At 59.4% G+C, this 24,396-nt stretch carries 17 protein-coding genes and 1 pseudogene; 15 read left to right on the top strand and 3 right to left on the bottom strand.

The window, feature by feature from the left end:
* The first annotated feature begins 23 nt into the window (after positions 1-23).
* The 15 genes from hutC to mdoH all read left to right on the top strand — a co-directional run bounded on the left by hutC (position 24) and on the right by mdoH (position 19,724).
* Positions 24-734 carry a histidine utilization repressor gene (gene hutC, locus ACIQVE_RS17295; RefSeq protein ID WP_181818442.1) on the top strand — a complete coding sequence of 237 codons (711 nt, stop codon included), beginning with the start codon at positions 24-26 and terminating at the stop codon, positions 732-734.
* A complete protein-coding gene (locus ACIQVE_RS17300; RefSeq protein WP_402810427.1) occupies positions 731-1,303 on the top strand; it encodes a HutD family protein in 573 nt (190 codons plus the stop codon). The genes hutC and ACIQVE_RS17300 overlap by 4 nt, the downstream gene beginning before the upstream one ends.
* 491 nt (positions 1,304-1,794) lie before the next feature.
* Positions 1,795-3,483: a urocanate hydratase gene (hutU, locus tag ACIQVE_RS17305; RefSeq protein ID WP_402810428.1), complete on the top strand. Its 1,689-nt coding sequence runs from the start codon at positions 1,795-1,797 to the stop codon at positions 3,481-3,483.
* Positions 3,484-3,645: 162 nt separating this feature from the next.
* Positions 3,646-5,118: a purine-cytosine permease family protein gene (locus tag ACIQVE_RS17310; RefSeq protein WP_402810430.1), complete on the top strand. Its 1,473-nt coding sequence runs from the start codon at positions 3,646-3,648 to the stop codon at positions 5,116-5,118.
* Between the two features lie 70 nt (positions 5,119-5,188).
* Complete coding sequence (locus ACIQVE_RS17315) at positions 5,189-6,157, top strand: ABC transporter substrate-binding protein (protein WP_402810432.1); 969 nt, start codon at positions 5,189-5,191, stop codon at positions 6,155-6,157.
* A gap of 83 nt (positions 6,158-6,240) precedes the next feature.
* Entirely contained in the window at positions 6,241-7,092 is an 852-nt protein-coding gene (locus tag ACIQVE_RS17320; RefSeq protein WP_402810434.1) for an ABC transporter permease, read from the top strand.
* Positions 7,089-7,919 (top strand): glycine betaine/L-proline ABC transporter ATP-binding protein, encoded by an 831-nt coding sequence (locus tag ACIQVE_RS17325; RefSeq protein WP_402810435.1) that lies wholly within the window; start codon positions 7,089-7,091, stop codon positions 7,917-7,919. Before ACIQVE_RS17320 ends, ACIQVE_RS17325 begins: the two co-directional genes overlap by 4 nt.
* Before the next feature lie 142 nt (positions 7,920-8,061).
* Positions 8,062-9,585: a histidine ammonia-lyase gene (hutH, locus tag ACIQVE_RS17330; RefSeq protein ID WP_402810436.1), complete on the top strand. Its 1,524-nt coding sequence runs from the start codon at positions 8,062-8,064 to the stop codon at positions 9,583-9,585.
* Positions 9,586-9,701: 116 nt separating this feature from the next.
* Complete coding sequence (hutH, locus tag ACIQVE_RS17335; protein WP_402810437.1) at positions 9,702-11,234, top strand: histidine ammonia-lyase; 1,533 nt, start codon at positions 9,702-9,704, stop codon at positions 11,232-11,234.
* A gap of 100 nt (positions 11,235-11,334) precedes the next feature.
* Positions 11,335-12,540, top strand: coding sequence for an imidazolonepropionase (gene hutI, locus ACIQVE_RS17340; protein ID WP_402810438.1), 1,206 nt, complete (start codon positions 11,335-11,337; stop codon positions 12,538-12,540).
* A gap of 10 nt (positions 12,541-12,550) precedes the next feature.
* The gene (hutG, locus tag ACIQVE_RS17345; protein WP_402810439.1) at positions 12,551-13,351 is read left to right on the top strand and encodes an N-formylglutamate deformylase; all 801 of its coding nucleotides are present in this window, start codon (positions 12,551-12,553) and stop codon (positions 13,349-13,351) included.
* 270 nt (positions 13,352-13,621) lie between these two features.
* A complete protein-coding gene (gene pip / locus ACIQVE_RS17350) occupies positions 13,622-14,593 on the top strand; it encodes a prolyl aminopeptidase (RefSeq protein WP_402810441.1) in 972 nt (323 codons plus the stop codon).
* A complete protein-coding gene (gene dtd / locus ACIQVE_RS17355) occupies positions 14,590-15,027 on the top strand; it encodes a D-aminoacyl-tRNA deacylase (RefSeq protein ID WP_402810443.1) in 438 nt (145 codons plus the stop codon). The genes pip and dtd overlap by 4 nt, the downstream gene beginning before the upstream one ends.
* A 349-nt stretch (positions 15,028-15,376) precedes the next feature.
* Entirely contained in the window at positions 15,377-17,161 is a 1,785-nt protein-coding gene (locus ACIQVE_RS17360) for a glucan biosynthesis protein G (RefSeq protein ID WP_402810444.1), read from the top strand.
* Complete coding sequence (mdoH, locus tag ACIQVE_RS17365; protein WP_402810445.1) at positions 17,154-19,724, top strand: glucans biosynthesis glucosyltransferase MdoH; 2,571 nt, start codon at positions 17,154-17,156, stop codon at positions 19,722-19,724. The genes ACIQVE_RS17360 and mdoH overlap by 8 nt, the downstream gene beginning before the upstream one ends.
* A 31-nt stretch (positions 19,725-19,755) precedes the next feature.
* Here the strand turns inward: mdoH and ACIQVE_RS17370 are convergent.
* From ACIQVE_RS17370 to ACIQVE_RS17380, 3 genes and pseudogenes are all read right to left on the bottom strand, one after another.
* Positions 19,756-19,889: pseudogene (locus ACIQVE_RS17370) on the bottom strand (IS4 family transposase); the annotation flags it as partial.
* A gap of 399 nt (positions 19,890-20,288) precedes the next feature.
* Positions 20,289-22,058, bottom strand: coding sequence for a hypothetical protein (locus ACIQVE_RS17375; protein ID WP_402810447.1), 1,770 nt, complete (start codon positions 22,056-22,058; stop codon positions 20,289-20,291).
* A 387-nt stretch (positions 22,059-22,445) separates the two neighbouring features.
* Entirely contained in the window at positions 22,446-24,362 is a 1,917-nt protein-coding gene (locus ACIQVE_RS17380) for a methyl-accepting chemotaxis protein (RefSeq protein WP_402810448.1), read from the bottom strand.
* Positions 24,363-24,396: the final 34 nt, after the last annotated feature.

Here is a 24,396-nt window from a genome sequence, read left to right on the forward strand (position 1 = left end):
CAGTTTCCCCGTTGGCCGCGAACATGGGCGACAGCCCGGCGCCCTTGTACGCCCGCGTCAAACAGATGATCACCCAGCAGATCGACAGCGGAAACTGGCCGCCGCACTACCGCGTGCCGTCGGAAAGCGAACTGGTCAATCAGCTTGGTTTCAGCCGCATGACTATCAATCGCGCGCTGCGCGAGATGACCGCCGATGGCTTGCTGGTGCGTATGCAAGGCGTCGGCACCTTCGTCGCCGAGCCGAAAAGCCAGTCCGCGCTGTTTGAAGTACACAACATCGCCGATGAGATCGCCTCCCGCGGTCATCGCCATACCTGCCAGGTCATCACCCTCGAAGAAGAGGCCGCCGGTTCCGAGCGCGCGCTGGCGCTGGACATGCGCGAAGGGCAAAAGGTGTTTCACTCGCTGATCGTGCATTACGAAAACGATATTCCGGTGCAAATCGAAGACCGCTTCGTCAACGCGCTGGTCGCCCCGGAATACCTCAAGCAAGACTTCACCCTGCAAACGCCTTACGCCTATCTCAACCAGGTCGCGCCGTTGACCGAAGGCGAGCATGTGGTTGAAGCGATTCTGGCTGAAGCGTCCGAGTGCAAGTTGCTGCAGATCGAAAAAGGCGAGCCATGCCTGCTGATCCGCCGCCGCACGTGGTCGGGCCGTCAGCCGGTGACGGCGGCACGTTTGATTCACCCCGGTTCCCGTCATCGTCTGGAAGGTCGGTTTCATAAATGAAATGCGAAGTGAAGGTTTTACGCGCTGAAGGCTATCCGCGCATGCCGTGGAAAAACGGCGGCGGCAGCACCGAAGAAATCACCCGTGATGCCGGCGCAGGCCTCGACGGTTTCGGCTGGCGTCTGTCGATTGCCGACATCTCCGAGTCCGGCGGTTTCTCGACTTTCGCTGGTTATCAGCGAGTGATCACCGTGTTGCAGGGTGACGGTATGACCCTGTGCGTCGATGGCGACGATACTCGGCCACTGTTACCGCTCGACCCCTTTGCCTTTAGCGGCGAGAGCCAGGTTTCCTGCACCTTGCTCGGTGGGGCGATTCGCGATTTCAACCTGATCTATGCGCCGCAGCGTTACAGCGCGCGATTGCAGTGGCTGGATGGCGAGCAGCGGTTTTTCAGCTCAGCCGGCACGGTGTTGGTGTTCAGTGTCAGCGAGTTGCTGGAAGTGACGGTCGGTGAAAAGGCTGCACAACTTGGTCGCCATGATTGCCTGCAAGTGGACGGTAACAGCGGGCTCGTCGAGATCGCTATGAGTGCCGGCTGCTGCCTGATAGAACTGACTGCACGCTGATCTCCCGTTCCAACAAATACCCTGTGGTGAGGGGATTTATCCACGATGGGTCGCGCAGCGGCCCCAAAAAAGGTCTGCTGCGCAGCCCATCGGGGCGGTGCGACGTTTCGCTAAATCCCCTCGCCACAATTACGTTCACAACTCTGTTTCCCGCCGCGCACCAACTTGTTACCGAACGCCCCAGCGTGGCGCAAAACCCCGCTCACGTAACATCCCTCTACCTCCCCGAATCATCCCCTCGAAAAATTTCATCTTCGCCAGAACCCTTGATTCAGGCGACCTCCAGCCGTGTCCGCGATTTTTCTTGAACACCTCACCAACAAGTTGGCCGCTTGATTGCATATGCTTGTATGTACAAGTAAAGACGTATGCGTATGAGTCGATCGAGACTCTCCGCAGCGTCCACTGATTCGTTTGTCGCGCATTGATGCGCACAAGCTGCTTGCCCACTGCCAGGGTTGGTTTGAATTGATCGCTGAGGAGTCTTTTTCGTGACTGACAATACCCAGAAACCTACAAAGCACCGTGACGTCGAAATCCGTGCCGCCCGCGGTAACAAGCTGACCGCCAAGAGCTGGCTGACCGAAGCGCCGCTGCGCATGCTGATGAACAACCTCGACCCGGAAGTTGCCGAGAACCCGAAAGAACTCGTGGTTTATGGCGGTATCGGTCGCGCCGCCCGTAACTGGGAGTGCTACGACAAGATCGTCGAAAGCCTGACCAACCTGAATGACGACGAGACCCTGCTGGTGCAATCCGGCAAGCCGGTCGGCGTGTTCAAGACTCACAGCAACGCCCCACGCGTACTGATCGCCAACTCCAACCTCGTCCCGCATTGGGCGAGCTGGGAGCATTTCAACGAACTCGACGCCAAAGGCCTGGCCATGTACGGCCAGATGACCGCCGGCAGCTGGATCTACATCGGCAGCCAAGGCATCGTTCAAGGCACCTACGAAACCTTCGTTGAGGCAGGTCGTCAGCACTACAACGACAACCTCACCGGCAAGTGGGTCCTGACCGCAGGTCTGGGTGGCATGGGCGGCGCTCAGCCGCTGGCCGCAACCCTCGCCGGCGCGTGCTCGCTGAACATCGAATGCCAGCAGGTCAGCATCGATTTCCGTCTGAAAAGCCGTTACGTCGACGAGCAAGCCACTGACCTCGACGACGCGCTGGCCCGCATCAGCAAATACACCAAAGAAGGCAAAGCGATCTCCATCGCCCTGCTGGGTAACGCCGCGGAAATTCTGCCGGAACTGGTCAAGCGCGGTGTGCGCCCGGACATGGTCACCGACCAGACCAGCGCCCACGACCCGCTCAACGGTTACCTGCCGGCCGGCTGGACCTGGGACGAATACCGCGCCCGCGCCAAGACCGAACCTGCTGCTGTGATCAAGGCTGCCAAGCAGTCGATGGCTGTGCACGTCAAAGCGATGCTGGAGTTCCAGAAGCAAGGCATTCCAACCTTCGACTACGGCAACAACATCCGCCAGATGGCTCAGGAAGAGGGCGTCGAGAACGCATTCGACTTCCCGGGTTTCGTTCCCGCTTATATCCGTCCGCTGTTCTGCCGTGGCATCGGCCCGTTCCGTTGGGCGGCGCTGTCGGGTGATCCGCAAGACATCTACAAAACCGACGCCAAGGTCAAAGAGCTGATCCCGGACGACGCCCACCTGCACAACTGGCTGGACATGGCCCGCGAGCGCATCAGCTTCCAGGGTCTGCCGGCACGTATCTGCTGGGTCGGCCTGGGCCTGCGCGCCAAGCTCGGTCTGGCGTTCAACGAAATGGTCCGCAGCGGTGAATTGTCCGCGCCAATCGTAATCGGTCGCGACCACCTCGACTCCGGCTCGGTCGCCAGCCCGAACCGCGAAACCGAATCGATGCAGGACGGTTCCGACGCTGTGTCCGACTGGCCACTGCTCAACGCTCTGCTGAACACCGCGAGCGGCGCGACCTGGGTTTCCCTGCACCACGGCGGCGGCGTTGGCATGGGCTTCTCCCAGCACTCGGGCATGGTGATTGTCTGCGACGGTACTGACGAAGCGGCCGAGCGAATCGCCCGCGTACTGCACAACGACCCGGCGACCGGTGTCATGCGTCACGCCGATGCCGGTTACCAGATCGCCATCGACTGCGCGAAGGAACAGGGTTTGAACTTGCCGATGATTACTGGCAAGTAACACGCTTTGCTTTATGTGGGAGCGAGCTTGCTCGCGAAGAGGCCAGCATATTCAACAACTGTGCTGGCTGGCACATCGCTTTCGCGAGCAAGCTCGCTCCCACAGAAAAGCAGCCCTACAGAAGCTCAGTGAACAATTAAAACAATCCACAGAGGTTGAATCATGGCTGTTAGCACCGATCGTGCAGGCAACAAACCGTTGATCGAAAGACGTTCGATCGACTACATCCCGGAAGCGGAAAGACACGGTCGTCTGTTGAGCCAGTTCACTTTGTGGATGGGTGCCAACCTGCAAATCACCGCGATTGTCACCGGGGCCCTGGCCGTGGTGTTGGGCGGTGATGTGTTCTGGTCGTTGATCGGTCTGCTGATCGGTCAACTGCTCGGCGGTGGCGTCATGGCGCTGCATGCTGCGCAAGGACCAAAACTGGGCCTGCCGCAGATGATCTCCAGTCGCGTGCAGTTCGGTGTGTATGGCGCGGCTATCCCGATCGTGTTGGTGTGTTTGATGTACCTCGGTTTTACCGCCACCGGAACCGTGCTTTCCGGTCAGGCGCTGGGCCAGTTGTTTGGTGTCAGCGACAGCGTCGGCATCCTGATTTTTGCCAGTGTCATCGTGCTGGTCACGGTGCTCGGTTATCGAGTAATCCACTGGATTGGCCGTGTTGCCAGCGTCATCGGCGTGATCGCTTTTGTTTTCCTGTTCTGGCGTCTGATGAATCAGACCGACGTCGGCGCACTCCTGCAAATCCGCCACTTCAGCTGGAGCAGTTTCCTGCTTGCAGTGTCGCTCGCGGCGTCCTGGCAGATCGCTTTCGGCCCGTACGTGGCTGACTATTCGCGCTACCTGCCGAGCAGTACTTCCTCGGTGAAAACCTTCTTCGCCGCGGGCGCAGGTTCAGTGATTGGTGCCCAAGTGGCGATGATCCTCGGCGTGTTTGCTGCGGCTTCGGCCAACGGCCAATTCGCCGGCCATGAAGTCGCCTACATCGTCGGTCTGGGCGGTACTGGTGCCACCGCAGCGCTGCTGTATTTCAGCATCGCGTTCGGCAAAGTCACCATTTCCACGCTGAACTCCTACGGCAGCTTCATGTGCATCGCGACCATCATCAGCGGTTTCCGTGGCCACCTTAAGGTGTCGCGTTTGCAGCGTCTGGTCTTCGTATTGTTCATCGTCGGTGCAGCAACCCTGATCGCGTTGCTCGGTCAGCATTCGTTCCTGGGGGCGTTCAAGTCTTTCATCCTGTTCCTGCTCGCGTTCTTCACACCTTGGAGCGCGATCAACCTGGTGGATTACTACTGCATCACCCGCGAGCGCTATGACGTACCGGCGCTGGCCGATCCGAAGGGTCGCTACGGCCGCTGGAACATGCTGGGTATCAGCGTCTATGTGTTCGGTGTGCTGGTGCAGCTACCGTTTATCTCCACCAAGTTCTACACCGGCCCGCTGGTGGCAATGCTGGGTGATGTGGATATTTCCTGGATCATCGGTCTGATACTGCCCGCCGCCGTGTATTACGTCTGCGCAAAAAAATGGCACAGCGCCGTCCCTGATCACCTGATTCTGCCGACCGAGCAGGACAGCGAAGCACAACCTGAAAAAAGCGGGGCCAGCCGCGTTGCGGCGCAGGCCTGATTGGACGTGGACAGGGCTGGATGCCTCTTGACTGCCGTAAGCCCAATTCATGATTAGGAGCGTCACGACAATGAAATCGAACAAGACCCTGCTGACCACATTGCTTTCCATGGGCCTGCTCGCCAGTGCCGGCGCCACCCAGGCGGCCGGTTGGTGCGAGTCAGGCAAACCGGTGAAGTTCGCTGGCCTGAACTGGGAAAGCGGCATGCTGCTGACCGACGTCATGCAAGTGGTGCTGGAGAAAGGCTATGACTGCAAGACCGACAGTTTGCCGGGCAACTCCATCACCATGGAAAACGCCCTGAGCAGCAACGACATTCAAGTGTTCGCCGAAGAATGGGTCGGCCGCAGCGAAGTCTGGAACAAGGCCGAGAAGGCCGGCAAGGTCGTCGGTGTCGGCGCTCCGGTAGTGGGCGCGATCGAAGGCTGGTACGTGCCGCGCTACGTGATCGAAGGTGACGCCAAGCGCAAGCTTGAACCGAAAGCGCCAGACCTGAAAAACATTGCTGATCTGGCCAAGTATTCCGCCGTGTTCAAGGACGCTGAAGAGCCTGCCAAGGGCCGCTTCTACAACTGCCCGGCCGGCTGGACCTGCGAGCTGGACAACAGCGAAATGCTGAAAAGCTACGGCCTTGAAAACAGCTACACCAACTTCCGTCCGGGCACCGGCCCGGCGCTGGATGCGGCGGTGTTGTCGAGCTACAAACGTGGCGAGCCGATCCTCTTCTACTACTGGTCGCCAACCCCGCTGATGGGCCAGGTTGATCTGGTCAAACTGGAAGAAAAACCGGGCGTCGACAAGCGCGTGACGATCAAGGTCGGCCTGTCCAAGACCTTCCACGAACAAGCCCCGGAACTGGTGGCCGTGCTGGAAAAGGTCAACCTGCCGATCGACCTGCTGAACCAGAACCTGGGACGCATGGCGAAGGAACGTATCGAGTCGCCAAAACTGGCGAAAATCTTCCTCAAGGAACATCCTGAAGTCTGGCACGCGTGGGTCAGTGAAGACGCCGCCAAGAAAATCGACGCGGCGCTGTAGGTCGATACCTCCCGGCCAACCGTGAGGCTGGCCGGGAGATATGCCGTCATCGCTTGATTGAGATTTCTGATTGAGAGCCGCTTATGTTTCCCGAAAGCTTTACCTTTTCCATCGCCGACTGGGTCAACGGTTGGGTCGATTCGCTGGTCACCAACTACGGTGATGTGTTCCGCCAGATATCGGACACCCTGCTGTGGGCCATCGTCAACCTTGAAGGCCTGCTGCGCGCAGCGCCCTGGTGGCTGATGCTCGCCATAGTTGCCGGCGTCGCCTGGCATGCAACACGCAAGGTCGTGACCACGGCGGTCATCGTCGGTTTGCTGTTCCTCGTCGGTGCTGTCGGCCTGTGGGACAAGCTCATGCAGACCTTGGCGCTGATGATGGTGGCGACGATCATTTCGGTGCTGATCGGCATTCCGCTGGGGATTCTCTCGGCGCGCAGCAATCGCCTGCGTTCGGTGCTGATGCCGCTGCTCGACATCATGCAGACCATGCCGAGCTTCGTGTACCTGATCCCGGTGCTGATGCTGTTTGGTCTGGGCAAGGTCCCGGCGATTTTCGCCACCGTGATCTACGCTGCGCCACCGCTGATTCGTCTGACCGATCTGGGCATCCGCCAGGTCGACGGCGAAGTGATGGAAGCGATCAACGCGTTCGGCGCCAACCGCTGGCAGCAACTGTTCGGCGTGCAACTGCCGCTGGCTCTGCCGAGCATCATGGCCGGGATCAACCAGACCACCATGATGGCCCTGTCGATGGTGGTAATCGCCTCGATGATCGGCGCCCGAGGCCTTGGTGAAGATGTGCTAGTGGGGATTCAGACCCTCAACGTCGGACGCGGGCTTGAGGCCGGTCTGGCGATCGTGATTCTCGCGGTGGTCATCGACCGCATTACTCAGGCGTACGGTCGGCCACGGCATGAGGTGAGCAAATGAGCAACGCAACCGTGAGCAAGATCGAAGTCAAAAACGTCTTCAAGATTTTCGGCAGCCGCGCCAAGGACGCCTTGGCCATGGTTGGCCAGGGCAAGACCAAGGATCAGGTGCTGAGCGAAACCGGTTGCGTGGTCGGGGTCAACGACCTGTCGCTGAGCATCGGCACTGGCGAGATCTTCGTGATCATGGGCCTGTCCGGTTCCGGTAAATCGACGCTGGTGCGCCACTTCAATCGCCTGATCGACCCGACCAGCGGTGCGATCCTGGTGGACGGCGTGGACATCCTGCAATACGACATGGAAGCCCTGCGCGAATTTCGCCGGCACAAGATCAGCATGGTCTTCCAGAGCTTCGGCCTGCTGCCGCACAAAACCGTGCTCGACAACGTCGCTTACGGCTTGAAAGTGCGGGGCGAGAGCAAGCAACTGTGCGCCGAGCGCGCCCTGCACTGGATCAACACCGTGGGCCTCAAAGGCTACGAAAACAAATACCCGCACCAGCTCTCCGGCGGCATGCGTCAACGTGTGGGCCTGGCCCGCGCCTTGGCGGCGGATACGGACATCATCCTGATGGATGAAGCGTTCAGTGCGCTGGATCCGCTGATCCGCGCCGAGATGCAGGACCAGTTGCTGGAGCTGCAAAAGACCCTGCACAAGACCATCGTCTTCATCACCCACGACCTCGACGAGGCCGTGCGCATCGGCAATCGCATTGCGATCCTCAAGGACGGCAAGCTGATTCAGGTTGGCACGCCGCGCGAGATCCTGCATTCGCCGGCGGATGAGTATGTCGACCGCTTCGTGCAGCGGCGGGCGGCGGTGGTTTAAACAGATTTGTAGTGATGCTGCTGGCCCCTTCGCGAGCAAGCTCGCTCCCACAGGGGATCGCATTCCAATGTGGGAGCGAGCTTGCTCGCGAAGGGGCCGGTAGGGCTGCATAAATATTCAGGTTTTTCGGATGAGGTTAAAGATGTCCCAGGCTGAGAAAATCGTGATCACCGGCGCCCACCTGCGCTGGCAGGACGTAGTCGCCGTGGCCCGCCACGGCGCACAACTCGAGCTGTCGAGCGAGACTTGGACGCGCATCGAAAACGCGCAAGGCATCGTCCAGCGTATCGTTGCCAGCGGCGAGCGCGCTTATGGCGTCAACACCGGTCTGGGCGGGTTGTCCAACGTCTCGCTGAAAGACGAGCAGCTCAGCCAATTGTCGCGCAACACCCTGCTCAGCCATGCCTGCGGCGTCGGCCCGGTTTTGGCCGACGAACAAACCCGAGCGATCATCTGTGCCGCGATCCACAACTACAGCCACGGCAAATCCGGCATCCATCGCCAAGTAGTGGAAGGGCTGCTCGCGCTGCTCAATCGCGGCATCACCCCGCAGGTACCGTCGCAAGGCTCGGTGGGATACCTGACGCACATGGCGCACATCGGCATTGCGCTGCTAGGCGTCGGTAACGTCAGCTATCGCGGGCAAATCATCTCTGCCCAACAGGCACTGGCCGAAGAGGGCCTGCAACCGGTGCAACTCGGTGCGAAGGACGGTCTGTGCCTGGTCAACGGCACGCCGTGCATGACCGGCCTCAGTTGTCTGGCCATCGCCGACGCCACGCGTCTGCTGCAATGGGCCGACGTGATCGGCGCCATGAGTTTCGAAGCGCAGCGCGGGCAGATTGACGCGTTCGATGCCGAAATCATTGCGCTCAAAGCGCATCTGGGAATGCAGCAGGTTGGCGTCAATCTGCGTGCGTTGCTTGAAGGCAGTGAAGTGATCGCGTCGAGCAAAGGCATTCGCACTCAGGATGCGCTGAGCATCCGTTCGATCCCGCAGGTGCACGGCGCCGCGCGCGATCAACTGGAACACGCGATCAAACAGATCGAAACCGAACTCAATGGCTGCACCGACAACCCGCTGCTGTTGGGCACGCCGGACGAATTCCGCGTCATGTCCCAAGCCAATCCTCACGGCCAGTCGGTGGCAATGGCGGCGGATCTGCTGGCGATTGCCATGGCGGAAATCGGCTCGATTGCCGAGCGTCGTCTCGATCGCTTGGTCAACCCGCATGTCAGCGGTTTGCCGGCGTTTCTGGTGGCCAATCCGGGGGTGAACTCCGGGATGATGATCGTGCAATACGTCGCCGCGTCGCTGTGTGCGGAAAACCGCCAATTGGCGCAACCGGCGGTGCTCGACAACTACATCACTTCGGGTTTGCAGGAAGACCACTTGAGCATGGGCACCAACGCCGCGCTGAAGCTGCATCGCGCCCTGGAAAACTGCACGCAGATCCTCGCTATCGAATATCTGCTGGCGGCGCAGGCGTTTGAATTCCTCAAGGAACAGCGTTTCGGCGCAGGCACCGATGTTGCCTGGCGACTGCTGCGCGAAAAGGTCCCGGCTTATGATCAGGACCGCTGGCTAGCGCCGGATATCGCTGCCGCCGCGAGTGTTTTGAAAGACTCGAATCTGTTGCACAACGCGCTACCGAATTTGCACTGAAAACTATCTACGCCAGCGTGCCAAGGCGCGGCTCCCCAAAAGGGCAGACGCGACGGACAACGGACATCTCCGGAGCGTCTGGCGAGTTAACAATAAACTCTCAAAAGGAGCACAAAATGACTGCGCTGAACCTGATTCCCGGCCAACTGAGCCTGGCCCAACTGCGTGACGTGTATCAGAACCCGGTCAAGCTGACCCTCGACAACAGCGCCTCCGCACAGATCGAAGCCAGTGTCGCTTGCGTCGAGCAGATCCTCGCCGAGAACCGCACAGCCTACGGCATCAACACCGGTTTCGGCCTGCTGGCCTCGACCCGCATCGCCAGCGAAGACCTGGAAAACCTCCAGCGTTCGCTGGTGTTGTCCCACGCTGCCGGCGTTGGTGCGCCGATCAGCGATGCGCTGGTGCGGCTGGTGATGGTGCTCAAGGTCAACAGCCTCAGCCGTGGTTTTTCCGGCATCCGTCGCGTTGTAATCGATGCGCTGATTGCGCTGATCAACGCCGAGGTTTATCCGCACATTCCGCTGAAGGGTTCGGTCGGTGCTTCCGGCGACCTCGCGCCGCTGGCGCACATGTCGCTGGTGCTGCTGGGCGAGGGCAAGGCGCGTTACAAGGGCGAGTGGATGGAAGCCACCGAAGCGCTGAAAGTCGCCGACCTGACGCCGCTGACGCTGGCGGCTAAGGAAGGTCTGGCGCTGCTTAACGGTACTCAGGTTTCTACTGCATTTGCTCTACGTGGTTTGTTTGAAGGCGAAGATTTGTTCGCGGGCGCCATCGCGCTGGGCGGTCTGACGGTTGAAGCGGTGCTCGGTTCGCGCTCGCCGTTCGATGCGCGCATCCATGCTGCTCGCGGGCAGAAAGGTCAGATCGATGCGGCCGCTGCTTACCGCGATTTGCTGGGTGAGCGCAGCGAAGTTTCCGACTCGCATCAAAACTGCGACAAGGTCCAGGACCCGTACTCCCTGCGCTGCCAGCCGCAAGTCATGGGCGCCTGTCTGACCCAGTTCCGTCAGGCCGCTGAAGTGCTGGCGGTCGAAGCCAACGCGGTCTCCGATAACCCGCTGGTATTCGCCGCTGAAGGCGATGTGATTTCCGGCGGTAACTTCCACGCCGAACCCGTGGCCATGGCCGCTGACAACATGGCCTTGGCCATCGCGGAAATCGGCTCGCTGAGCGAACGCCGCATCTCGCTGATGATGGACAAGCACATGTCGCAACTGCCGCCGTTCCTGGTGGCCAATGGCGGCGTGAACTCCGGTTTCATGATCGCTCAGGTGACTGCTGCCGCGTTGGCCAGCGAGAACAAGGCGCTGTCCCATCCGCATTCGGTGGACAGCCTGCCGACTTCGGCCAACCAGGAAGACCACGTGTCCATGGCCCCTGCGGCCGGCAAGCGCCTGTGGGAAATGGCCGAGAACACTCGCGGGATTCTGGCGGTGGAATGGCTGGCGGCGGTGCAGGGGCTGGATTTGCGCAATGGCTTGAAGACCTCGGCGAAGCTGGAACAAGCCCGGGCGATTCTGCGTAAGGAAGTGCCGTTTTATGAAAAGGACCGGTTCTTTGCGCCGGACATCAATGCGGCGACTGAGCTGTTGGCTTCGCGCTGCTTGAACGAACTGGTCGCGGCGAAGCTTTTGCCGAGCCTTTGATGGCCTCTTCGCGAGCAAGCTCGCTCCCACAGTTGAAATGCGTTCTCCTGTGGGAGCGAGCTTGCTCGCGAATCGATTTTGAACAAGACGAGGACTTGGGATGAAAACCCTCTGGCAACACTGCCACGTCGCAACGATGGCGCAAGGCGTTTACTCGATCATCGAGGATGCGGCCATCGTGACGTCCGGTGCGCTCATCGAGTGGATCGGCCCGCGCAATCAATTGCCGTCCGGCGAGTATCCGGCTGTCAATGATCTGCAAGGCGCGTGGGTCACCCCCGGCCTGATCGACTGCCACACCCACACGGTGTTCGGTGGCAACCGCAGCGGCGAGTTCGAAAAACGTCTGCAAGGCGTCAGCTACGCGGAAATCGCAGCGGCCGGTGGCGGCATCGCCAGCACCGTGCGCGCTACGCGTGAGGCGTCGGAAGACGAGCTGTTCGCCAGCGCCGCCAAGCGTCTGAAAAGCCTGATGCGCGACGGCGTGACCACGGTGGAGATGAAGTCCGGCTACGGGCTCGATCTGGCCAACGAACGCAAGATCCTGCGGGTCATCCGCCGTCTAGCCAAAGAGCTGCCGATCAGCGTGCGCAGCACCTGTCTCGCCGCCCATGCGTTGCCGCCCGAATACAAGGATCGCGCCGACGATTACATCGATCACATCTGCGCCGAAATGCTTCCGGCCCTCGCCGCCGAAGGCCTGGTCGATGCCGTGGATGCGTTCTGCGAATACCTGGCGTTCTCGCCGGAGCAGGTCGAGCGCGTGTTCATCGCTGCGCAAAAACTCGGTCTGCCGGTGAAGTTGCACGCCGAACAATTGTCGTCGTTGCACGGTTCCAGCCTCGCCGCGCGCTATCACGCGTTGTCCGCCGATCACCTGGAGTTCATGGACGAGGCCGATGCCATCGCCATGGCCGCGTCCGACACCGTCGCGGTGCTGCTGCCGGGCGCGTTCTACTTCCTGCGCGAAACCCAATTGCCGCCGATGGACGCCTTGCGCAAGCACAAGGTGAAAATCGCCATCGCCAGCGACCTCAACCCGGGCACTTCGCCGGCGTTGTCGCTGCGTTTGATGTTGAACATGGCCTGCACCTGTTTGCGCATGACCCCGGAAGAGGCTTTGGCTGGCGCGACTATTCATGCCGCGCAAGCGCTGGGCATGGCCGACACGCATGGCTCGCTGGAAGTTGGCAAGGTCGCGGATTTCGTCGCCTGGCAGATCGATCGCCCGGCGGACCTGGCTTACTGGCTTGGTGGTGATCTGGACAAACGCGTCGTGCGTCACGGCGTTGACTCAAGTCTGTAGGAGAGCGGTTGTGGATAAGGTTCTGAACTTCAAACAAGGTCGCGTGCCGCTGCTGATCAGCATGCCCCATGCCGGTTTACGTCTGACCCCGGTGGTTGAGGCCGGCCTGATCGCCGACGCGAAAAGCCTGCCGGACACTGACTGGCATATTCCGCAGTTGTACGATTTTGCCGAAGAACTGGGCGCCAGCACATTGGCCGCCGAGTACTCGCGTTTCGTCATCGACCTGAACCGGCCGTCCGACGACAAACCGCTGTACGCTGGCGCCACCACCGGGTTGTACCCGGCGACGCTGTTCGATGGTATTCCGTTGTTCAAGGAAGGGCTGGAGCCGTCGAAAGAAGAACGCACGACATATCTGGAGCAAATCTGGATGCCGTATCACCGCACCTTGCAGCAAGAGCTGGCACGGCTTAAAGCCGAGTTCGGCTACGCGCTGTTGTTTGATGCGCACTCGATCCGTTCGATCATCCCGCACCTGTTCGACGGCAAACTGCCGGACTTCAACCTCGGCACCTTCAACGGCGCCAGTTGCGATCCGCAGTTGGCCACGCAACTGGAGGCGATCTGCGCGCGCCACAGCGACTACAGCCATGTGCTGAACGGGCGCTTCAAGGGCGGCCACATCACCCGGCATTACGGCAACCCGGCAGAGAATATTCATGCGGTGCAACTGGAACTGGGCCAGTGCACTTATATGGAAGAGTTCGAGCCGTTCCGCTACCGCGCCGACCTGGCCGAGCCGACGCGGGTGGTGCTCAAGGAAATGCTGCAGGGCTTCCTCGCTTGGGGCGAATCCCGCTACGCATGACGGTAGGCCTTTGGCGAGGGGATTTATCCCCGTTGGGTCGCGCAGCGGCCCTAAAACCGGCCACCACAGTTTCTCAGACATACCGCGTATATCGGTTTTACGACGGCTTCGCCGCCGGACGGGGATAAATCCCCTCGCCACAGGGGACATCGCTGAAAAATTGTGATTACGCGCGAGCATGCTCATTGACGTAAATCGGGTTTATGATGCCCAACGGCAGAATAGTAGAAGTCCCCCCAGGGATGACCTCGACCCCTTACGGAGCGCGCAATGCAGACTTTGTTTCCGCAGATCAAACCTCACGCCCGGCACGATCTGGCTGTCGATGACACCCATACGCTGTACGTCGACGAAAGCGGCTCACCGGAAGGCTTGCCAGTCGTGTTCATCCACGGTGGCCCGGGCGCCGGTTGCGACGCGCAGAGCCGTCGCTATTTCGATCCGAACCTTTATCGCATTGTCACCTTCGACCAGCGAGGCTGCGGACGTTCCACCCCGCACGCCAGCCTCGAAAATAACACCACCTGGGATCTGGTCGCTGACCTTGAGCGGATCCGCAAGCACCTGGGTATCGACAAATGGGTGCTGTTCGGCGGTTCATGGGGTTCGACCCTGGCTTTGGCCTACGCGCAAACCCATCCGGAGCGCGTTCATGGTCTGATCCTGCGTGGGATCTTTCTCTGCCGTCCGCAGGAAATCGAGTGGTTCTATCAGGCTGGCGCCAGCCGTCTGTTCCCTGATTACTGGCAGGACTACATCGCGCCGATCCCGCTGGATGAGCGCGATGACTTACTCACCGCTTTCCACAAACGGCTGACCGGTAACGACCAGATCGCCCAGATGCATGCGGCTAAAGCCTGGTCGACCTGGGAAGGGCGCACCGCGACCCTACGGCCGAACCCGCTGGTGGTCGATCGCTTTTCCGAGCCGCAGCGCGCGCTGTCGATTGCGCGGATCGAATGCCACTATTTCACTAACAATGCTTTCCTTGAGCCGAATCAGTTGATTCGCGACATGGGCAAGATTGCTCATCTGCCGGGCGTGATCATTCACGGTCGTTACGACGTGATCTGCCCGCTCGACAACGCCTGGGAATTGCACCAGGCCTGGCCGAACAGTGAATTGCAGGTCATTCGCGATGCTGGCCATGCCGCATCCGAACCGGGCATTACCGATGCGCTGGTGCGCGCGGCGGGCAATATGGCACGTCGTCTGCTCGATCTGCCGCCCGAAGAAGCATGAAGGGGCTTTTACAGCGCGTACGCGGTGCGCGAGTGGAAGTGGCGGGTGAGGTGGTTGGCGCGGTCGATCAAGGTTTGCTGGTGCTGGTAGCGGTCGAGCCCGACGACACGCGCGCCAGCGCCGACAAACTTCTGCATAAGCTGCTTAACTATCGGGTATTCAGTGATGCTGATGGCAAGATGAACTTGTCCCTCTCCGATGTCGGCGGTGGGTTGCTGCTGGTCTCTCAGTTCACCCTGGCTGCCGATACTAAAAGCGGGTTGCGCCCGAGCTTCTCGACCGCGGCCCCTCCGGCGTTGGGCGAGGAATTATTTGACTATCTATTAGGCAAAGCGAAACAGATGCATGGCACTGTGGCATCAGGTAGATTCGGCGCGGATATGCAGGTGCATTTGATCAACGACGGCCCTGTTACCTTTTTGTTACAAACCTGACAGCGCTTGAAACGCCTTTTTAGGAGATTTCGACGTTTTTAGGGTGTTTTCGCGATAAATACTTTGTTACCCCTGATGCGTTGTCATGCGGGCTACTAGATAATCGCGCGCTACGGTGATCAGCGTTCGTTGGTCCATTTTGACCTAGGTAGAGATTTGTCTGGATCCGATTGGGGAATCATTTTGCCCCAGCGGAGTCGGAACAATGCTCGCCAACTTGGCAAGGGTGCGCTGGAAGGTCGGCTTTTCGAAGCCGAAAACCCCACAGGCACTTCATCTGGCCGTTGGTTTTTTGATCTGTTTTCGGCGAGGGTTGCTCGTGATTGTTAGTCCCTGTAATGCAGCAAAAATGTCTGCCAAACGCATGCGAAGTGCTCTGGTAGCGGGCTCGGCGCTCCTGTGCCTGCTCAGCGCCGGTCAGCTTTGGGCGTTCAATCTTGACGATGTATCGGCCAAGGCTAAAGAGCTGGCCGGGCAGAAGTTCGAGGCCCCGCGCAGCAACCTGCCGAACGAATTCCGCGACATGAAATTCGCGGACTATCAGAAAATCCGCTTCCTCACCGAAAAGGCTGAGTGGGCTGATAAGAAGACGCCGTTCAAGCTGTCCTTCTATCACCAGGGTATGCACTTCGATACACCGGTGAAAATCAACGAAATCACAGCGAACACCGTCGAAGAGATCAAATACGATCCGACTCGCTTCGATTTTGGCGACCTGAAGTTCGATCCAAAAGCCACCGAGCAACTGGGTTATGCCGGTTTCCGTGTGCTGTACCCGATCAACAAGGCCGACAAGCAAGACGAAATCATGACCATGCTGGGCGCGAGCTACTTCCGCGTTGTCGGCAAGGGTCACACCTACGGTCTGTCGGCCCGTGGCCTGGCGATCGATACCGCGTTGCCGTCGGGTGAAGAATTCCCGCGTTTTCGCGAATTCTGGATTCAGCAGCCGAAACCGGGCGACAAGCATCTGGTGATCTTCGCCCTGCTTGATTCACCGCGTGCTACCGGTGCCTACCGTCTGATCCTGCGTCCAGGCAGCGACACCGTTGTCGACGTCAAAGCGCAGATGTTCCTGCGTGACAAGGTCGGCAAACTGGGCATCGCCCCGCTCACCAGCATGTTCCTGTTCGGCGCCAACCAGCCGTCGAAAGTCCTCAACTATCGTCGTGAACTGCACGACTCCAGCGGTCTGTCGATCCATGCCGGCAACGGCGAGTGGATCTGGCGTCCACTGAACAACCCGAAACACTTGGCCGTGAGCAATTTCAGCGTCGAGAACCTGCGTGGTTTCGGCTTGCTGCAACGTGGCCGTGATTTCAGTCACTACGAAGACCTCGACGACCGCTACGACAAGCGCCCAAGCGCCTGGATCGAGCCGAAGGGCGACTGGGGCAAAGGCACCGTCGATCTGGTCGAGATTCCAACCGCCGACGAAACCAACGACAACATCGTTGCGTTCTGGAGCCCGGAAAAACTGCCGGAGCCAGGTCAGCCACTCGACTTCGCTTACCGCATGCACTGGACCATGGACGAAGCGGCGATTCATGCGCCGGACAGCGCCTGGGTTGCGCAGACTCTGCGTTCGACCGGTGACGTCAAGCAATCGAACCTGATCCGTCAGCCGGATGGCAGCGTGGCTTATCTGGTCGACTTCGAAGGTCCATCGCTGGCGGCTCTGGCCCCGGATGCGGACGTTCGCAGCCAGGTCAGCGTTGGCGACAATGCAGAGCTTGTCGAGAACAACGTGCGCTACAACCCTGAAACCAAGGGCTGGCGTTTGACCCTGCGCATGAAGATCAAGGACGCGAGCAAGGCGACCGAGATGCGTGCCGCACTGGTGCAGCCAATCGTTACGGCGGATCTGGCGAAGTCTTCGCTGCCGACGTCGAACTCGTCCGTCGCCAAGGCCGACAAGGTTGCCGCCAAGCAACAAGAGAAACTCGACAAGGAAGCCAAGGCGGCAGAGGCCAAACACGCCGACGCTAAGCCAGTCGCAGATGCCAAGGACCAGGCCAACAAAGACGCCAAGCAGCCAGTCGCTGCCGACGCGGCCCCAGCCACACCGGAATCGGCACCGACTGAAGAAGTCCTGACCGAGACCTGGAGCTATCAGTTGCCTGCCGATGAGTAACTCTCAAGTACAGCCAGAGACTCTGTCCGAGTATCTGGCGCATCTGCCGATGACCGACGAGCAGCGCGCGGAACTCGCGGGCTGCCAGTCGTTCAGCGAGTTGCATGAACGCCTGTCGTCCTCGACGTTCGACGCCCCTGCCGAAGCCGCCCAGGCTTCGGTGGGCAAGCGCCTGACCCTGAGCACCGCTGAAGAGCTTGAAGAAGCGGAAATGTTGGTGCTCGACGCCAGCGGCCGAGTCAGCCTCAAGGCAACGCCGCCGATCCGTCGGACCAAGGTTGTGCCGGAGCCGTGGCGCACCAATATTCTGGTGCGCGGCTGGCGCCGGATGACTGGCCGCACCAACCCGCCACAACCGCCGAAGGACGAGAACGTCCTGCCGGCGGCGCGCTGGCGCACGGTCGGTTCGATTCGTCGCTACATTTTGCTGGTGCTGATGCTCGGTCAGACCATCGTCGCCGGCTGGTACATGAAAGGCATCATGCCGTACCAGGGCTGGTCGTTCGTCGATCTGGACGAAGTCCTGCATCAGCCGCTGGTGCAAACCGCCACGCAGGTGCTGCCATATGCGTTGCAAACCAGCATCCTGATTCTGTTCGGGATTCTGTTCTGCTGGGTTTCGGCCGGTTTCTGGACCGCGCTGATGGGCTTCCTCGAGTTGCTCACCGGCCACGATAAATACCGCATCTCCGGCAAAAGCGCCGGCAACGAGCCGATTGCCAAAGAAGCGCGTACCGCGCTGGTGATGCCGATCTGCAACGAAGACGTGCCGCGTGTATTCGCGGGCTTGCGTGCGACCTTCGAATCGGTTGCCGCTACCGGTGATCTGGATCGCTTCGACTTCTTTGTGCTCAGCGACAGTAACGACTCCGACATCTGCGTGGCCGAGCAACAGGCCTGGCTGGACGTCTGCCGCGAAGCCAAAGGCTTCGGCAAGATCTTCTACCGTCGCCGCCGTCGCCGTGTGAAGCGCAAGAGTGGCAACCTCGACGACTTCTGCCGTCGCTGGGGTGGTGACTACAAATACATGGTCGTCCTCGACGCCGACTCGGTCATGAGCGGCGAGTGCCTGACCAGTCTGGTGCGTTTGATGGAAGCCACGCCGGACGCCGGGATCATCCAGACCGCGCCGCGTGCATCGGGCATGGACACGCTGTATGCGCGCATGCAGCAGTTCGCTACCCGCGTGTATGGCCCGCTGTTTACTGCCGGTCTGCACTTCTGGCAGTTGGGCGAATCCCACTACTGGGGTCACAACGCGATCATCCGCATGAAGCCGTTTATCGACCACTGCGCCTTGGCGCCGTTGCCGGGTAAAGGGGCGTTCTCCGGTGCGATCCTGTCTCACGACTTCGTTGAAGCCGCGCTGATGCGTCGTGCCGGCTGGGGCGTGTGGATTGCCTACGACCTGCCGGGCAGTTACGAAGAGTTGCCACCCAACCTGCTCGATGAACTCAAGCGTGACCGTCGTTGGTGCCACGGCAACCTGATGAACTTCCGTCTGTTCCTGGTTAAAGGCATGCACCCGGTGCACCGCGCGGTGTTCCTCACCGGCGTGATGTCGTACCTGTCGGCGCCGTTGTGGTTCTTCTTCCTGGTGTTGTCGACTGCGTTACTGGCGGTGAACACCTTGATGGAGCCGCAGTACTTCCTCGAACCGCGTCAGCTCTATCCGTTGTGGCCTCAATGGCACCCGGACAAGGCGATTGCGCTGTTCTCGACCACTATCGTGCTGCTGTTCCTGCCCAAATTGCTGAGTATCATCCTGATCTGGGCCAAGGGCGCGAAAGAGTTCGGTGGCAAGTTCAAGGTGACCCTGTCGATGCTGCTGGAGATGCTGTTCTCCATGCTGCTGGCGCCGGTGCGGATGATTTTCCACACCCGTTTCGTCTTGGCCGCGTTCCTCGGCTGGGCCGCGACCTGGAATTCGCCCCAGCGTGACGACGACTCCACGCCATGGAGCGAGGCGGTCAAACGCCACGGCCCGCAGACTCTGCTGGGCTTCTTCTGGGCGCTGCTGGTGATCTGGCTGAACCCGAGCTTCCTGTGGTGGCTGGTGCCGATCGTCGGTTCGTTGATGCTGTCGATTCCGGTGTCGGTGATTTCCAGCCGTGTCGGTCTGGGTCTCAAATCCCGTGACGAGAGCCTGTTCCTCATCCCTGAGGAATACAATCCGCCACAGGCGCTGCTGGCCACCGATCAGTACACCCACGAAAACCGTTGGCACGCACTGAACGACGGCTTCGTCCGCGCGGTGGTCGATCCGCAGCAGAACGCCTTGGCGTGCTCGCTGGCGACCTCCCGTCACGGTCAGGCCGAGCCGATTGAGTGGCTGCGTCAGGAGCGTGTGCGTCACGCGATCAAGGTCGGTCCTGCCGGACTGAACAACCATGATCGCCTGCAACTGCTGAGCGACCCGGTAGCCTTGGCGCGCTTGCATGAGCAGGTCTGGGCCGAAGGTCATGCCGAGTGGCTGGATGCATGGCGGGCATCGGTGAAAGCCGATCCGCATGCGCCGTTGCTGCCGCTGCGACCGGTGAGCCCGCAGGCTCAACCGGCCTGATAAAGGAACCCCGACTGTTTCGTAATGCTGTTCACTTAAGCGGAGCAGCTTTACGGTCAACTGGAAACCGGGTTTTTGACATCTTCACCGTCCTTGGCTTGAGGGCCTTGGGCGGTGATCCAGAAACAACCCCCCTACACCCTCTCTTAATTCCGCAAGTCGCCTCCTGTCGAATCATGTTTTAAGCCAGCATCCGTGGGCAAGCGACGTCGGCGCCTAGTCGCCTGACTGGAAAGATCCAGTGCAGGCGCTACCCACTCGATGGGAATGTTGGATGAAGGAGTTCAGTTCGCAGAAATTGAAAAGCTCACCGAGGTCGAGCCGGTCTTGTTGAGCAGACAGAAAAAACCCGATGTCAGAGGTCTGGCATCGGATTTCCAGTAAGGCCGGCTTGAACTCAAATGCTTAAGTGAACAGCATTACGAGAAAGCGGTTTTTTTGCATGTGCGTCACCATTCGGCTCGGATCATTGCCGCATTGCTCTGATATTCAGCTACCACGGTATCCCCGTGTACTCAGTGAGCAACTCATGGAAGGGTGATTGGCACACGTGTCCGCAAGGGTTCACTCCTGCGTCACAGCCTCGGCGATGAGTGCCAGTTGTCTGAGATCAGCGGGCTCGGCTGCTGTGATGTCGGATGGCATTTCCTGCGCATCGGATTCGGCAAAGTTTCCGGCGCTGTCGACTGCGCGTACGCTGTAAAAGCCCTTGTCTGCCGGATTAACAACCGTGCTTGTTTTGCCCTCCACGGTGTTGATTTTTTTGCCGTCGCGGTAGATCTGATATTCCTTTACGCCCACGTTGTCTGTGGCCGCCTTCCAAAAAAGCCACCCGTACCCTTCTAATATAAAGAAACGCAGATCGGTGGGCTTGCTGGGCTTCGTTACGTCCCCCAGCGAAACGCGGATTTCTGCGGGGGCACCGTCACCGCTGGCATAGTGGGGGAGAACCTGGAGGGTGTGGCTCGCGCCGTCTGCCAAGCCAGAGAATACGTACTCTGTGCCGGCCTGCCTGGCTACCAATCGATCATTGGCGTACAGCGAATAAGTAACTGCTTCGCTATCGCGCGGTCGTACCCAGTCAAGCTTGATCGAGTTGCTCGAAACGATCGTGCCTTTTAATTGCTGCGCGGTGGATTGGCTCGCTTTACTGGCCCGGGCGCGGGTGCTGTGAATGCATCGGTTCACAACGCCGGTTGCTTCGAAGAAATCGCAGTAGATAATATTACCGACACTTGCTTGTCGGTAGTTTCCCGTTCCGAGTTTATTGAAGAATGCGCTCCAGAAAGCAGCGTTGGAATTATAACGCACCGGGCCAAGCCAACTATAACCACATGCGAATATTGGATACAAACGACCCTTTGGAAAGGTGGCCATTTCCTTGTTGATATGGTCGCGAAGTTGGAACTGGTCGTTTAAATCGTTTCCGGTCCATGAGCTGTTGATTTTCGGCCAGCAGTAATCCGGCGGGTTGTTTCGGGCGACGATTATACTTCTGCCGGGAAAGCGGCGGCGGATTTGGCCGATTGTCATGTTTCTCGCCGACGACGGGATACAGAGATGAGTGTATCCGCGAAATGCACGATTAAAATCCCACTCATCAACGGTCAGTTCATGAAAGTTCAAAATTACTATTTCGCCAGGATTACGTGTGACAAAATCGGCTACTTGGGCGATGCATTGATAGAGTTGGCGCCCGGCATCGTAACCACCGTGTTGGAACATCAACCTTGAACCTTTCCAATGCAGGCGCAAATCCAGCGCTCTGATACCATGCGCTAACTGATGGTTAAACGTATGATTCTGGCAGGCAGCCCACTGATCGGCAGGCCAGCCGGCGCCGTCCTGGTCGACGCCAGCGTTGTGCGCCATGGGCATGACGACGTCATGCAGTTTGAGACATTCCAGATCAGGCCCGATGTCTGTCATCCATCGGCTTGCGTTAAATACTGACGCGCGACGGCGCAGTACCACGGTGTTACGGGCGTTACTGATTGATTGACGATCTCGAGAACCGTCTGCGCTGACCGTCAATATAAAGGTCAGCTCAGTGTCATCTGCAAGTTTGGCGAGCTCATCAGACGGTATCTCGAACGTCGGTTGTACCTCGGTTGTAATATCAATTGGCGCAGCCTCGGCAAGTTTGAAAAATTTTTTGGTGCCATCGGTTTCGGTAACTTCGCAATGAAGCCACAGTCGTGCTGCACTCGTAGTGTCTATATCGGCGTGGACAGTGGCAGTCGGGCTCGATGTTTTAGCGTCATAATCAAGAATATTGCCATTGGTGTTGGAGATTGTGACGTGTAGTGATGAATTGGTATTCTCAATAGTCATGTTTGTGCTCGAAATCTATTAAGTTGTTCTAATGCTTTTAAGTTGAATGGATGGAATACTTAAAAGCTTTTTTGTAGGCGAGATGATTCTAGGCCACGACTGAACCTAGCATCGTGAAATTGATCGGTGGTAGTTAAATCTGTATTGTTGTTGTTAGCGGAAGTTGCATGCGTAAGTTGGCGCGTTAATAATGGTTGTCAAGTAATCAGGGTCGGGGTGATGCCGTGGGCTAACTTGCGAAGTGCCAGGCGAACTCGCCCGTGAAGTTGGCGGAGGTGGAATTGGCAACCCGTTAAGACGCTATTGATCAGCGTCGGGCGTAGCGGGACTGCGGATGTGCGATGGGGTGTCCCGACGAGCTTACCCGTCGGGAGGCCGGGGTTTTTCTTAAACCTTGAAGCGCCCCACCAGCATCTGCAAATGGGTGCCCAGCCGCGCCAACTCAACACTGGACGCTGCTGTCTCCTCACTCGCCGCAGACGTCTGATCCGACACATCGCGCACATTCAGCACGCTACGGTTGATCTCCTCAGCCACAGCAGATTGCTGTTCAGCCGCCGCCGCGATCTGCTGGTTCATCGCCTGAATCGCCGACACGGTGCGTGTAATGCTTTCCAGCGAACCACCAGCGCGACGGGTCAGCTCAACGCTGCTGTCGGTAAGGGTGCGGCTGTTGTCCATGATCGTTGCCACTTGTTGGGTGCCGTTTTGCAGGCCGATGATCAGCTCTTCAATCTCTTCGGTGGATTTCTGCGTGCGCTGCGCGAGGCTGCGTACTTCGTCAGCGACCACGGCGAAACCACGTCCGGCCTCACCGGCGCGCGCCGCTTCGATGGCCGCGTTTAGCGCCAGCAGGTTGGTTTGCTGGGCCACGGATTTGATCACGTCGAGCACGCTGCCGATCTTGTCGCTTTCGCGCTTGAGTTCGCCCATGGCGGCGGTGGAGTTGCCGACTTCAACGGCCAGACGCTCGATCTGTGCGATCGCTTCGCCAACCACCTTGTCGCCTTCGCGGGCCTGTTGGTCGGCGGCGACGGCGGCTTCTGAGGCCTCTTCGGCGTTACGCGCGACTTCCTGCACGGTGGCGGTCATTTCGTGCATGGCGGTGGCAACCTGATCGGTCTCGATCTTCTGATTGTTGACCCCGGCACTGGTCTGTTCGGTCACTGCCGACAGTTCTTCAGCGGCGCTGGCGATCTGGGTCACGCCTTCGCTGATCCCGCCGATCAGCTCACGCAGGCCTTGGGTCATGCTCTGCATCGAGCGTTGCAATTGGCCGAGTTCGTCACGGCGCAGCGAAACCAGGTTGTGGGTCAGGTCGCCGGCGGCTACGCGTTCGGCGACTTTCAGGGTCTGGTTCAGTGGAATGATGATCTGCCGGGTGATCGCCCAAGCGGCCAGCAGGCCGAAGGCCAAGGCCAGCAAGGTGGCGATCAGCAGCATGTTCTTGGCGTGGGCGGCATCGGTGTCACGCACGATAGTTTGCGAAGCCGTCAGCTTCTTGCTGAGGTCGATCAGGATGTCGCCCTGAGCGGACATGCGCGCGAGTGACTTGGCATTGGTGACCTGCGAGTCGCGGAACTGAGCGACCGCCGCTCGATAGGCTTTGATCGAGTCAGTGGCCTGTTGCAGGTTGGCGATGTGCTGTTCCGGCAGTCGCGAGGGCAGGCTTTCAAGGTTTTTCAGGGCATTGTCGATGGCAGCCAGTGCCGGTTGCTCTGCTTCAGCCTTGCCGCTGTAGGTGTAGCCGCGCACCTGATAACGCGCTTGCTGGAGCAATTTGCTCAGCTCGATCACGCTGTTGAACTGCGCGACGCTGTCACCTTGCAGCAAGGATTTTTCAACTTCCGCAACCTTGGCCACGGCGTTGTCGGCGTTGGCGCCCAGCTTGCTGCGGGCGTCTTCGCGCTGCACGGTGGCTTGGGTCATGTCGGCAAAAGCACGTTTGTACTCGGCGACGGCGGCCAATTGCTGATCGACCATGGCGGCGTCGGACGGTTGTTCAATCATGCCACGGGCGGTTTGCAGGCCGCTGTCGAGTTTGTTCAGCAACTCGTTGACCGCGCCCGGGCCTTGTTCGCCACGGCGCGCGTCATAGTCCACGCGCGCTAGGCGCAAATCCTTGGTCAGCTCGTTTAGGCTGGAGATGAAACCGAGCTTGTCGCCGCGGCTGATGATGCCGCTCATGCCGGTCCAGCCGGTAAAGGTGATCAACAACGTCAGCAACAGCACCAGGCCGAAACCGATTCCCAGTTTGCGTTTGACGCTGACGTTTCCAAGACTCTCGGCTAACCAACGGTACATGCGACGACTCCCCTCGGACCACTAATTGGACTTA

This window comes from Pseudomonas sp. NPDC098747 (assembly GCF_044760045.1).
Classification (GTDB): Bacteria; Pseudomonadota; Gammaproteobacteria; order Pseudomonadales; family Pseudomonadaceae; genus Aquipseudomonas.

Bases quoted from the DNA above. Each gene is read 5' to 3' on its own strand.
- mdoH (WP_402810445.1), top strand. From the start codon at position 17,154: ATGAGTAACTCTCAAGTACAGCCAGAGACTCTGTCCGAGTATCTGGCG.
- ACIQVE_RS17315 (WP_402810432.1), top strand. From the start codon at position 5,189: ATGAAATCGAACAAGACCCTGCTGACCACATTGCTTTCCATGGGCCTG.
- dtd (WP_402810443.1), top strand. From the start codon at position 14,590: ATGAAGGGGCTTTTACAGCGCGTACGCGGTGCGCGAGTGGAAGTGGCG.
- ACIQVE_RS17300 (WP_402810427.1), top strand. From the start codon at position 731: ATGAAATGCGAAGTGAAGGTTTTACGCGCTGAAGGCTATCCGCGCATG.
- ACIQVE_RS17380 (WP_402810448.1), bottom strand. From the start codon at position 24,362: ATGTACCGTTGGTTAGCCGAGAGTCTTGGAAACGTCAGCGTCAAACGC.
- hutC (WP_181818442.1), top strand. From the start codon at position 24: ATGGGCGACAGCCCGGCGCCCTTGTACGCCCGCGTCAAACAGATGATC.
- hutH (WP_402810437.1), top strand. From the start codon at position 9,702: ATGACTGCGCTGAACCTGATTCCCGGCCAACTGAGCCTGGCCCAACTG.
- ACIQVE_RS17375 (WP_402810447.1), bottom strand. From the start codon at position 22,058: ATGACTATTGAGAATACCAATTCATCACTACACGTCACAATCTCCAAC.
- pip (WP_402810441.1), top strand. From the start codon at position 13,622: ATGCAGACTTTGTTTCCGCAGATCAAACCTCACGCCCGGCACGATCTG.
- ACIQVE_RS17320 (WP_402810434.1), top strand. From the start codon at position 6,241: ATGTTTCCCGAAAGCTTTACCTTTTCCATCGCCGACTGGGTCAACGGT.
- ACIQVE_RS17325 (WP_402810435.1), top strand. From the start codon at position 7,089: ATGAGCAACGCAACCGTGAGCAAGATCGAAGTCAAAAACGTCTTCAAG.
- ACIQVE_RS17360 (WP_402810444.1), top strand. From the start codon at position 15,377: ATGTCTGCCAAACGCATGCGAAGTGCTCTGGTAGCGGGCTCGGCGCTC.
- hutH (WP_402810436.1), top strand. From the start codon at position 8,062: ATGTCCCAGGCTGAGAAAATCGTGATCACCGGCGCCCACCTGCGCTGG.
- ACIQVE_RS17310 (WP_402810430.1), top strand. From the start codon at position 3,646: ATGGCTGTTAGCACCGATCGTGCAGGCAACAAACCGTTGATCGAAAGA.
- hutI (WP_402810438.1), top strand. From the start codon at position 11,335: ATGAAAACCCTCTGGCAACACTGCCACGTCGCAACGATGGCGCAAGGC.